Origin of the sequence: Pseudonocardia sp. SID8383 (assembly GCF_009864975.1) — a bacterium.
GTDB classification, from domain to species: domain Bacteria; phylum Actinomycetota; class Actinomycetes; order Mycobacteriales; family Pseudonocardiaceae; genus Pseudonocardia; species Pseudonocardia alni.
The window spans coordinates 1-11,000 of the sequence record NZ_WWFY01000076.1; the positions used below are offsets into that span (position 1 = coordinate 1).

An 11,000-nucleotide genomic window follows, 5' to 3' on the forward strand; every position below is an offset into this window, starting at 1 on the left:
CGCCGAGCCCGCGCTCCCACGCCAGCGCGGCGCGGGCGGTGTCGGCGAGTGGGCGAGCCGCCGGACCGGCGGCGGACGTCGTGGTGACGTCCCGGTCGACCATGCCCCAGAGGGACTCCGGCAGCCACAGCGGCAGCGACCGCGGACCGGCCCCGAACGCCACGTCCTGCTCGGCCAGCGTCCGCTCCGGGACCCGGACGAGCTCCAGGTCGTCGGCGCCCACGGCGTCGGCGGTCCCTGTGAGCACCCGGTCCAGGGTGGACCGCTGGCCTGCGCCGTCGTGGGTGCCGGTGGTGCCGTCGGCGGCGCGGGCCACGATCCAGGCGGCGAGGTCGTCGACGTCGACGAGCTGCATCGGCTGGGCGGGCACGTCCGGGACGACCACCCGGCCGCCGCGGGCGAACCGGTCCGCCCAGTAGCCGTAGCGGTCGGACAGGTCGCCGTGCCCGCACATCAGCCCGCCGCGCACCACGTGCGCCCGGTCGCCCGCCCGCTCCCGCACGGCCTGTTCGCTCGCGACCTTCGCGGCGCCGTAGACACCCGGGTCCCGGTTCGTGAGGTCCTGGTCGGGCTGGTCGTGCAGCGGTGCCAGGGTCGGCTGCGTCACGGTCCCGCCGCGCAGCGACGGGTCGACGTAGGCGTTGATCGAGGAGACGAAGGTCCAGTGCCCGAACCGGCCGTGCAGCGCGTCGAGGGCGTCGCGGACCCACGGCGCGGACATCGTCGCGACGTCCACGACGGCGTCGAACGTGCGCCCGTGCAGCGCCGCGGCCAGCGCCCCGGGCCGGGACCGGTCCGCCGTCACCGCCTCCGCGCCGTCCGGCGGCGGCCCGGAGACACCACGGGACACGCAGGTCACCGGATGGCCCGCAGCGAGCGCGGCCGCGGCGACCGCGCGGGAGAGGAAGACCGTGCCACCCAGGACGAGGATCCTCATGGGCCGATGGTGAGGGCACGCACGTCGAGCCGTCGCCCCTGTTCACCGTAGGCTGACCCCGTGGCCAGAGTGGTGGTGGACGTGATGCCCAAGCCCGAGATCCTCGACGTGCAGGGTCAGGCCGTGACCCGGGCGCTCGACCGGATCGGAGTGTCCGGCGTGAGCGGGGTGCGGCAGGGCAAGCACTTCGAGCTCGAGGTGTCCGACGGCATCGACGACGAGACCCTGCACCGGCTCGCCGGCTCGCTGCTGGCGAACCCGGTGATCGAGGACTGGACGGTGACCCGGCTGTGAGCACCCGTATCGGTGTGATCACCTTCCCGGGCACCCTGGACGACGTCGACGCCGCCCGCGCGGTCCGCCGCGCCGGCGCCGAGGCCGTCCCGCTGTGGCACGGCGACCACGATCTGCAGGGCGTGGACGCCGTCGTCGTGCCGGGTGGGTTCTCCTACGGCGACTACCTGCGCGCCGGCGCGATCGCGAGCCTGGCGCCGATCATGACCGAGGTCGTGGCGGGCGCCGGGCGCGGTCTGCCGGTGCTCGGCATCTGCAACGGATTCCAGATCCTCTGCGAGGCGCACCTGCTCCCCGGCGCGCTCGTCGCGAACGCCGGGATGCACTTCCTGTGCCGCGACCTGGTGCTCACGGTGGAGAACGCCGGCACGGCCTGGACGCGTGACTACGCCGCGGGCGACGAGCTGCTGATCCCGCTCAAGTCGCAGGAGGGCCGCTACGTCGCCGACGCCGCGACCCTCGACGAGCTCGATGGCGAGGGCCGCGTGGTGTTCCGCTACCGCGACCCGGCCCCGAACGGCTCGACCCGCGGCATCGCCGGTGTGACCAACGCGGCCGGGAACGTCGTCGGTCTCATGCCGCACCCCGAGCACGCGACCAGTGCGCTGACCGGCCCGTCGGCCGACGGGCTCGGCCTGTTCACCTCGGTGCTGGCCCGCGTCACCGCCTGACCCGCGCACGACGTCCGGCCCGGCCGGCGGTCCCCGTGGACCGCGGGCCGGGCCGTCGTCGTCCTCGGTCCGTGACCTGCTGTGGGGAACCCCGCCTGTGGGCCCCGGCACCGTGCGGGGACGCGGGCGGGGGAGCCCCGTCTACCCTGGTCCCGTGACGCAGTCCCAGGTGCCGGTCGATTCCGTCAAGCACGCCGAGGCCACTCCGGAGCAGCCGCAGCCCTTCCGGGAGCTGGGGCTCAAGGACGACGAGTACGTCCGGATCCGGGAGATCCTCGGCCGCCGGCCCACCGACGCCGAGCTGGCGATGTACTCGGTGATGTGGAGCGAGCACTGCTCCTACAAGTCCTCCAAGGTCCACCTGCGCTACTTCGGTGAGACCACCACCGAACAGATGCGCTCGACGATGCTCGCCGGGATCGGCGAGAACGCGGGCGTCGTGTCCGTCGGCGACGGCTGGGCGGTCACCTTCAAGGTCGAGTCGCACAACCACCCGTCCTACGTCGAGCCCTACCAGGGGGCGGCGACCGGTGTCGGCGGCATCGTCCGCGACATCATGGCCATGGGCGCGCGCCCGATCGCCGTCGGCGACCCGCTGCGGTTCGGTCCGCTCGACGCCGACGACACCGGGCGGGTGCTGCCCGGCATCGTCGCCGGCGTCGGCGGCTACGGGAACTGCCTCGGCCTGCCGAACGTCGCGGGCGAGGTCGTCTTCGACCCGTCCTACGCGGGGAACCCGCTGGTCAACGCCCTGTGCGTGGGGGCGCTGAAGACCGAGGACCTGCACCTCGCGTTCGCCTCCGGCACCGGCAACAAGATCATCCTGTTCGGTGCGACGACCGGCCTCGACGGCATCGGCGGCGTGTCCGTGCTGGCGTCGGAGACCTTCGACTCCGCCGGCGGCGGCACCGGGCGGAAGAAGCTCCCGAGCGTCCAGGTCGGCGACCCGTTCACCGAGAAGGTCCTCATCGAGTGCTGCCTGGAGCTGTTCGCGGCCGGGCTCGTCGTCGGCATCCAGGACCTCGGCGGCGCCGGGCTGTCCTGCGCGACCTCCGAGCTCGCCTCCGCCGGTGACGGCGGCATGCACGTCGACCTCGACGCCGTCCCGCTGCGCGCCACCGGCATGACCGCCGCCGAGATCCTCTCCTCGGAGTCCCAGGAGCGGATGTGCGCGGTCGTCACCCCGGAGAACGTCGAGGCCTTCCTCGCCGTCTGCCGCAAGTGGGACACCATCGCCACCGTGATCGGCGAGGTCACCGACGGCGACCGCCTGGTGATCACCTCCCAGGGCGAGACCGTCGTCGACGTGCCGCCGCGCACGGTCGCCCACGAGGGCCCGGTCTACACCCGCCCGGTCGCCCGCGACGACGCGAAGCAGGACGCGCTGAACGCGGACTCGCCGGAGATGCTGCCCCGCCCGGAGACCCCGTCCGAGCTGCGTGCGGAGATCCTGCGGATGGCCGCCGCCCCGAACCTCGCGTCCCGCTCGTGGGTCACCGACCAGTACGACCGCTACGTGCGCGGCAACACCGTCGCCGCGCACGGCGCCGACTCCGGGGTCGTGCAGGTCGACGAGTCCACCGGCCGCGGCATCGCCGTCGCCACCGACTGCAACGCCCGCTTCGTGGCGCTCGACCCGTACGTCGGCGCGCAGCTCGCGCTGGCCGAGGCCTACCGCAACGTCGCGACCTCCGGCGCCGTGCCGCTCGCCGTCACCGACTGCCTGAACTTCGGCTCTCCGGAGGACCCGCACGTCATGTGGCAGTTCGAGCAGGCCGTGCGCGGTCTCGCCGACGGCTGCGCGGTGCTGGGCACCCCGGTCACCGGCGGCAACGTCAGCTTCTACAACCAGACCGGCACGACGGCGATCCTGCCGACCCCGGTCGTCGGCGTGCTCGGCGTGATCGACGACGTCACCACCGCGGTCCGGTCCGGGTTCGCCGGCGCCGACGGCGACACGGTCGTCCTGCTCGGCACCACCGCCGCCGAGTTCGGCGGGTCGGAGTGGGCGCACGAGGTGCACGGGCACCTCGGCGGACGGCCGCCCGCCGTCGACCTGGAGCACGAGCGGCGCCTCGCGCAGCTCCTCGCCGCCGCGGCCGCGGACCGGGCGCTGACCGGCAGCCACGACCTGTCCGACGGCGGCCTCGCCCAGGGACTGGTCGAGGCCGCGCTCGCCGGGGGCCGGGGCGCCCGCGTCGACCTGGCCGGGGTGCACGAGGACTCGTTCACCGCGCTGTTCGCCGAGTCCGCCGGACGGGTGCTGGTCACCGTGCCCGCCGACGGCGCCGAGGCGTTCCTGGCCCGCGCGGCCGAGGCCGGTGTCCCGGCGCTGCGGCTCGGCGAGACCGGCGGCGACGTCCTCGACCTGGGCGACGCCCTCGGCACGCTGGCGCTCGACGAGCTGCGCGCCGCCTGGGAGGGCACGCTCCCGGCGCGGTTCGGCGCCGTCTCGGTCTGATGTCCGACGTCCTCCTGGACTGGGTCGACGACGGGGTCGAGCCGGACCGGGCGACACGGAAGTCGGCGGTGAAGGCGTCGCTCGACGAGCTGGCCCGGCGCGCGCCGGGCCGCAGCGTCGAGGTACGGGTCCCGCCGTTCGGTGCGGTGCAGTGCGTCGAGGGGCCGCGGCACACCCGCGGCACCCCGCCGAACGTCGTCGAGGCCGACCCGCGGACCTGGATCGCGCTCGCCGTCGGCCGCCTGAGCTGGGACGACGCGCTCGCCGCCGGGCGGGTGTCGGCGTCCGGGTCGCGGGCCGGCGAGATCGCCGCGTTCCTGCCGCTCCGCACGCCGTGACCGGACGGGTGCGGTGTGCGACTCCGACGTGACCCCTGTCCCCGTACCTGGGGAGACGTGATCTCGGGGCGTACAGTCGTCCCCTGGTCCCGGTACGCCGCCAGCCGAGGAGCGCCGCGTTGAGTTCCGTCCGGAACGAGCACGTCAGCCCTGAACGAACCCTCTCCCTCACCCCCGTCGCACCCCCCGCCGCCGAGCCCGACGAGCAAGGACCCCGCGAGGAGTGCGGTGTGTTCGGCGTCTGGGCCCCCGGCGAGGACGTCGCGAAGATGACCTACTATGGCCTCTACGCGCTGCAGCACCGCGGCCAGGAGGCCGCCGGCATCGCCGTGTCCGACGGCCGCCGCACCGTGGTGTTCAAGGACCTCGGCCTGGTCAGCCAGGTGTTCGACGAGCAGACGCTGTCCTCGCTGCGCGGGCACCTCGCCGTCGGCCACTGCCGCTACTCGACGACCGGTGCGACGACCTGGGAGAACGCCCAGCCGACGTTCCGCACCACGGCCGCGGGCTCCGGCCTGGCGCTGGGTCACAACGGCAACCTGGTGAACACCGCCGAGCTGCGCGAGGACGTCGCGAAGCTGGAGAACCGCAAGCGGTCCGGGTTGCGCGCGACCACCGACTCCGACCTGCTCACCGAGCTGCTGGCCGCGGGCGCCGCGGACCTCGGCGTCTACGAGGCCGCGATGCGGCTGCTGCCGCGGCTGCGCGGCGCGTTCTCGCTGACCTTCGCCGACGAGAGCACCCTCTACGCCGCCCGCGACCCCCAGGGCGTCCGCCCGCTGGTCCTGGGCCGCCTGGAGCGCGGCTGGGTCGTCGCGTCGGAGACGGCGGCGCTGGACATCGTCGGCGCCTCGTTCGTCCGCGAGGTCGAGCCGGGCGAGCTCATCGCGATCGACGCCGACGGCATCCGCAGCCAGCGCTTCGCCGCCCCGGAGCCGAAGGGCTGCGTGTTCGAGTACGTCTACCTGGCGCGACCGGACACCACCATCGCCGGCCGCTCGGTCTACGACACCCGGGTGGAGATCGGCCGCCGGCTCGCCGAGGAGCACCCGGTCGAGGCCGACCTGGTCATCCCGGTCCCGGAGTCCGGCACCCCGGCCGCGATCGGCTACGCCCAGGGCTCCGGCATCCCCTACGGCCAGGGCCTGGTGAAGAACGCCTACGTCGGGCGCACCTTCATCCAGCCCAGCCAGACCATCCGCCAGCTCGGCATCCGGCTGAAGCTGAACCCGCTGCGCAACGTCATCCGCGGCAAGCGGCTGGTCGTCGTCGACGACTCGATCGTCCGCGGCAACACCCAGCGCGCACTGGTGCGGATGCTGCGCGAGGCCGGCGCCCTCGAGGTGCACGTGCGGATCGCCTCGCCGCCCGTGCGCTGGCCCTGCTTCTACGGCATCGACTTCGCCAGCCGGGCCGAGCTGATCGCCAACGGCGCCGACACCGAGGGCGTCCGACGCTCGATCGGCTCGGACAGCCTCGGCTACGTCTCGGTCGAGCAGATGGTCGCCGCCTCCGAGCAGCCGCGCTCGCGGCTGTGCTGCGCCTGCTTCGACGGGGACTACCCGATCCCGCTGCCGGAGGAGGCCCAGCTCGGCAAGCACCTGCTCGAGGACGTCCCGGAGCCGACGGCGTCCGGCGCCGCCTCTGGCGATCCCGGCCCGCTGTCCGTCGGATACGGTGCCGGAGAGGCACTGACCCGCCCGTAGCAGCACCCGATCACGACCCCGTCCCGACCTGGAGAGACCTCGCATGCCCTCGACCGAGCCCGGCCCCGCCAGCTACGCCTCCGCGGGGGTGGACATCGACGCGGGGGAGCAGGCGGTCGAGCGTTTCCGTCCGTTCGCCGAGAAGGCCACCCGGCCCGAGGTGCGCGGCGGCATCGGCGGCTTCGCCGGCCTGTTCGCGGCGAAGTTCGGCAAGTACTCCGAGCCGGTCCTGGCCGCCTCCACCGACGGCGTCGGGACCAAGGTCGCGATCGCGCAGGCGATGGACAAGCACGACACCATCGGCCAGGACCTCGTCGCGATGGTCGTCGACGACCTGGTCGTCTGCGGGGCGGAGCCGCTGTTCCTGCAGGACTACATCGCCATCGGCAAGATCGTCCCCGACCAGGTCGCGACGATCGTCCGCGGCATCGCCGAGGGCTGCCAGACCGCGGGCTGCGCGCTGCTCGGCGGCGAGACCGCCGAGCACCCCGGGCTGATGGAGGAGGGCGCCTACGACCTCTCCGCCACCGGTGTCGGTGTCGTCGACGCCGAGAAGATGCTGCGGCCCGAGCGCGTCCGCCCCGGCGACGTGCTGGTCGCGCTCGGCTCCTCCGGGCTGCACTCCAACGGTTACTCCCTGGCCCGCCACGTGCTGCTCGACATCGCCCGGCTGCCGCTGGCCGGTGAGCTGGAGGAGTTCGACCACTCCCTCGGCGAGGAGCTGCTCGTCCCGACCCGGATCTACGCCAAGGACTGCCTGGCGATCACCGCCGAGACCGGCGTGCGGACGTTCTCCCACATCACCGGCGGCGGGCTGGCCCGCAACCTGGAGCGGGTGCTGCCCGAGGGCCTCGCAGCCACCGTGGAGCGCGGCTCCTGGACCCCGGCCCCGATCTTCAAGCTGATCCAGTCCCGCGGCCGGGTCGAGCGCGCGGAGATGGAGAAGACGTTCAACATGGGCGTCGGGATGGTCGCGGTGCTGCCGCCCGAGGACGTCGACCGCGCCCTCGCCGTCCTCACCGCCCGGCACGTGCCCGCCTGGATCCTGGGCGAGGTCGGCCGGATCGGCGACGTCGACGGTGCCGGTTCCGGCGAGCTCGGCGCCCGGGTGCAGCTGCGGGGGGAGCACCCCCGCTTCTGAGGCGGTCCCGCGCCGTCTGCTCTCACTCGAAGGAGTGATGCAGCTCCGCGTCGTGCGACGCGGGCTGCCGGCTCCCGGCGCGGTGCGACTCACGCAGCATCGGCGGGTGCAGCGCCGTCGCCGGGCCGCGGCGGAACAACCGGGGCGGCCGCCCGCGACCGCCGGTGACCAGCGTCGTCGTCGGCACGAGGAAGCCGTCGGTGGAGGTCACCTTGCGCTGGAAGTTGCGCGGGTCCAGGGAGGTCCCCCAGACGGCCTCGTAGACCCGGCGCAGGTCGGTCACCGTGAACTCGTCCGGGCAGAACGAGACGGCGAGCGTCGTGTACTCGAGCTTCGACTTCGCCCGCTCCACGCCGTCGGCGAGGATGCGCTGGTGGTCGAACGCCAGCGGCCGCACGTCGTCGACGGCGCACCACGCGGACGCGGTGGCCCCGCCACCCGGTGTCGGCTCCGGCATGTCCGGCAGCAGCGCGAGGTACCCCACGGACAGGACCCGGCCGCGGGGATCGCGGTCGGGTGCGGCGTAGCTCGCCAGCTGCTCGAGGTGCCCGCACACGGCACTGCCGGTGTCGGCCCCGGTCTCCTCGCCCAACCGCCGGCTGGCGGTGTGCACGAGGTCCTCCTCCGGGCGGACGAAACCACCGGGAAGGGCCCAGTGCCCGAGGAACGGGGGCTCGCCCCGCTCGATGAGCAGCACGTGCAGACGGTCCGACCGCACGGTCAGCACGACGAGGTTGACGGCGACCGCGAACAGGTTGCCGCGCATCTGCTGAACACCTCGGAGGTGACGGGATCGGTGACCAAGCCTCCCACAGGAGACTGGTCATGATCTTGCCCTATCCGACCGGCCGGGGGAAACCGCCCGGGTCGACACGTGCCGCGGCGCCCGGGCCGCCGTGTCACGACGGAGGGCCGGGCGCCGGGGTGGCCGTCAACGGCGAGGGTCGTCGTCCTCGTCGTTGTACTTGGCGGCGAGGTCGTCGTACTCGCCGTAGTCGTCCTCGCGGCTGTCGGTAGTCACCGCCGTCGCGCTACCGATCTCCCGCTGCAAGGCGTCGAGATCCATAGAAGGGGAGCTGTACTTGAGCTCACGGGCCACCTTCGTCTGCTTGGCCTTGGCTCGTCCACGCCCCATGGCAGGTCCCCCTTACAACAGGGAAGGGGCGGCCGGTCATTGCGCACGACCCGGCGGCCCCTCTCGTCTCATCAATGTCGTGAAAACAACCGTACCCTGCTCACCCCGGAACATGCGACGCGGCACCGCCGTCGTCACAGGCGGGCCCGGCCCCGGACCGGCGCGGGGCCCGCGTGTTCAGCCGGTGGCCGCCCCACGGTGGTCCGGCCGGGCTGCGCGTCATCCGCGACGCGCAGCGCCACCCGTCCGTTCCCGGGCCGCGCGGCCCGGCGGCGGGGTGTCCGGGTCCGGCTCGTAGGAGTCCGGGTCGATCGTCGCGGGGGAGACCCGGTCGTCGACGCCCGCGGTCAGCTCGGCGTCCACCGGAACCGACCGCTTGAGCAGCGCGAGCGCCACCGGGCCCAGCTCGTGGTGCTGGACGACCGTGCCCACACGGCCGACCGTGCGGCCGTCGCGCACCACCGGGTCGCCCGTGTGCGGCAGGTCCTCGTCGCCGGCGTCGAGCATCAGCAGCACCGTGCGCCGGGGCGGGCGCCCCAGGTTCGCGACCCGGGCGACGGTCTCCTGGCCCCGGTAGCAGCCCTTGGTCAGGTGCACGGCGGAGCCGATCCAGCCGACCTCGTGCGGGATGGTGCGGTCGTCGGTGTCGCGGTGCAGGCGCGGTGCGCGCGACTCCACCCGCAGCGCCTCGAACGCGATCGTCCCGGCGGCCCGCGCCCCGGCCGCGGTGAGGTCCGCCCAGCGGGCGTCCTTCGTCCCGCGGGGGACGACGACGTCCGCCGCGTCCCGGCCCGGCCACGGCATCCGTCGCACGAACCCGCCGTCCGGCAGGGCCGTGACGCCGTTCGGTGCATCGGGCACCGGCAGTCCCGCCGCGGCGAGCACGGCCGGGGTCTGCGGACCGACGACCGACAGCACCGCCAGCTCGGCGGTGACGTCACGCGGCTCGACCTTCGACCAGAACACCATCTTCGCCAGGTAGTCGAGCAGTGCTGCGCCTTCGCCGGGCTCGGTGTCGAGCCAGACCGTGTCCGCCGACGACGCGACGGCCATGTGGTGCAGCACCCGGCCCTGCGCGTCGAGCACCAGGGCCTCGGTGCCGGTGCCGGGCGGCAGCTCGCTGACGTGCTGGGTGAGCAGCAGGTGCAGCCAGGACAGCCGCTCCTCGCCGGTCACCGCCAGCACCTCGCGGTGCCCGCGGTCGACGACGGCGGCGGAGCGGGCCATCGCCCGCTGCTCGGCCGGCGGGTCGCCGTGGTGCGCGGCGACGACGTCGTCCGGGTCGGGGGTCGTGTCCTCGGCGTTGTCGGTGGTGTCGGGGTCCTGCTCGGATCCGGGAACGGTCACCGGTCTCCCTCCGCGCCCTCCTGGGGCGCCGTGTCGTCCTGCTCGGGGGCTCCGTCGGCGGAGTCCTCGTCGTCGTGCGCACAGTCGACGCACGTGCCGGACAGTGCCACGTGCGTCGCGTCCAGGTGGAAGCCCAGGTCGGCGAGCGTGCGACTCGCCACATCGGAGAGCAGCTCGGTCGGCGCCTCGTCCACCCGGCCGCAGTGGTGGCAGACGAGGTGGACGTGGCGGTGCTGGTGCTCGGAGTAGGTCGGTGCACCGTGCCCGAGATGGGCGTGCCGGACGACGCCGAGCTCCTCGAGCAGGTCCAGCGTCCGGTACACCGTCGTGATGTTCACCGCCGGTGCCGTCGCCTGGACCCGGCTGCACACCTGCTCGGGTGTCGCGTGCCCCAGCTCCCGGACCGCGTCCAGCACGAGCTGGCGTTGAGGGGTCATCCGGAGCCCACGCCGGTGCAACGTGCCCTTCAGTGTGCTGTCCACGCCGCCGATGGTATTCGGTACGGCCCGGTAGGCTCGGGCCACGAGGACGGTGACCGCACATCGTGTCACGGAACCGTCCGTCGCGGGCCCCGCCACGCCGACGGACGACCGTTGCACGCTGCGTGGTTCGCCGCGACCCCGTCGTCGTGACTACCCTGACCGGCGAGGTCGCGCCGAACCGTCGGTCCGCCGACCTCGTACGTGCCCTCCGAGGGCACCCATGTCGACGACCTGAGGAGAGGCGATGACGGCAGACGGGGCGGACCGCCCGGGCGGTTCCCCGCGGTTCGACGTCGTTCTCCGCGGCTACGACCGTCGGCAGGTGGACGAGCACATCGTCCAGATGCAGCGGCTCATGGGCCGGATGCGCGCGGACATCGACGCACTGCGGAGCCGGCCGATGCCGCCGCCGATGCCGGTGCCGCCGCCCGGCGGGTTCGCCGCCGGTCCGGCCGGCGGGCCGCCGCGTCCGGCACCGCGTCCGGGGC

Annotated in this window: 11 protein-coding genes and 1 pseudogene; 7 read left to right on the top strand and 5 right to left on the bottom strand. The window is 74.0% G+C overall.

Features of this window, described 5'->3' with window-relative positions:
- The coding region (locus GTW08_RS01785) for an NAD-dependent epimerase/dehydratase family protein (protein ID WP_161151305.1) at window positions 1–937 on the bottom strand (937 nt) is incomplete at its 3' end.
- A gap of 60 nt (window positions 938–997) precedes the next feature.
- Here GTW08_RS01785 and purS point away from each other — a divergent pair.
- From purS to purM, 6 genes are all read left to right on the top strand, one after another.
- Window positions 998–1,231 (top strand): phosphoribosylformylglycinamidine synthase subunit PurS, encoded by a 234-nt coding sequence (gene purS, locus GTW08_RS01790; RefSeq protein WP_062399665.1) that lies wholly within the window; start codon window positions 998–1,000, stop codon window positions 1,229–1,231.
- Entirely contained in the window at window positions 1,228–1,902 is a 675-nt protein-coding gene (gene purQ / locus GTW08_RS01795) for a phosphoribosylformylglycinamidine synthase subunit PurQ (protein WP_073575830.1), read from the top strand. The genes purS and purQ overlap by 4 nt, the downstream gene beginning before the upstream one ends.
- Window positions 1,903–2,056: 154 nt before the next feature.
- Complete coding sequence (gene purL, locus GTW08_RS01800; RefSeq protein WP_073575831.1) at window positions 2,057–4,363, top strand: phosphoribosylformylglycinamidine synthase subunit PurL; 2,307 nt, start codon at window positions 2,057–2,059, stop codon at window positions 4,361–4,363.
- Window positions 4,363–4,701, top strand: coding sequence for a sterol carrier family protein (locus GTW08_RS01805; protein WP_073575832.1), 339 nt, complete (start codon window positions 4,363–4,365; stop codon window positions 4,699–4,701). The genes purL and GTW08_RS01805 overlap by 1 nt, the downstream gene beginning before the upstream one ends.
- 230 nt (window positions 4,702–4,931) lie before the next feature.
- The gene (gene purF, locus GTW08_RS01810) at window positions 4,932–6,407 is read left to right on the top strand and encodes an amidophosphoribosyltransferase (protein WP_304580127.1); all 1,476 of its coding nucleotides are present in this window, start codon (window positions 4,932–4,934) and stop codon (window positions 6,405–6,407) included.
- A gap of 43 nt (window positions 6,408–6,450) precedes the next feature.
- Window positions 6,451–7,548: a phosphoribosylformylglycinamidine cyclo-ligase gene (purM, locus tag GTW08_RS01815; RefSeq protein ID WP_073575834.1), complete on the top strand. Its 1,098-nt coding sequence runs from the start codon at window positions 6,451–6,453 to the stop codon at window positions 7,546–7,548.
- 22 nt (window positions 7,549–7,570) lie between these two features.
- On the opposite strand, the gene GTW08_RS01820 is transcribed toward purM, so the two are convergent.
- From GTW08_RS01820 to GTW08_RS01835, 4 genes are all read right to left on the bottom strand, one after another.
- Complete coding sequence (locus GTW08_RS01820; protein WP_161151306.1) at window positions 7,571–8,314, bottom strand: NUDIX hydrolase; 744 nt, start codon at window positions 8,312–8,314, stop codon at window positions 7,571–7,573.
- A 165-nt stretch (window positions 8,315–8,479) separates the two neighbouring features.
- Window positions 8,480–8,683 (bottom strand): DUF3073 domain-containing protein, encoded by a 204-nt coding sequence (locus GTW08_RS01825; RefSeq protein ID WP_062399683.1) that lies wholly within the window; start codon window positions 8,681–8,683, stop codon window positions 8,480–8,482.
- A gap of 219 nt (window positions 8,684–8,902) precedes the next feature.
- Complete coding sequence (locus tag GTW08_RS01830) at window positions 8,903–10,030, bottom strand: YgfZ/GcvT domain-containing protein (protein ID WP_073575836.1); 1,128 nt, start codon at window positions 10,028–10,030, stop codon at window positions 8,903–8,905.
- Entirely contained in the window at window positions 10,027–10,467 is a 441-nt protein-coding gene (locus GTW08_RS01835; protein WP_083658651.1) for a Fur family transcriptional regulator, read from the bottom strand. The genes GTW08_RS01830 and GTW08_RS01835 overlap by 4 nt, the downstream gene beginning before the upstream one ends.
- 289 nt (window positions 10,468–10,756) lie before the next feature.
- Between GTW08_RS01835 and GTW08_RS30880 the strand changes: the two are divergent.
- Window positions 10,757–11,000, top strand: a pseudogene (locus GTW08_RS30880) (hypothetical protein); the annotation flags it as partial.

Excerpts from the sequence above, each read along its gene's own strand:
- GTW08_RS01820 (WP_161151306.1), bottom strand. The coding sequence starts at position 8,314 with ATGCGCGGCAACCTGTTCGCGGTCGCCGTCAACCTCGTCGTGCTGACC.
- GTW08_RS01835 (WP_083658651.1), bottom strand. The coding sequence starts at position 10,467 with ATGACCCCTCAACGCCAGCTCGTGCTGGACGCGGTCCGGGAGCTGGGG.
- purM (WP_073575834.1), top strand. The coding sequence starts at position 6,451 with ATGCCCTCGACCGAGCCCGGCCCCGCCAGCTACGCCTCCGCGGGGGTG.
- GTW08_RS01825 (WP_062399683.1), bottom strand. The coding sequence starts at position 8,683 with ATGGGGCGTGGACGAGCCAAGGCCAAGCAGACGAAGGTGGCCCGTGAG.
- GTW08_RS01805 (WP_073575832.1), top strand. The coding sequence starts at position 4,363 with ATGTCCGACGTCCTCCTGGACTGGGTCGACGACGGGGTCGAGCCGGAC.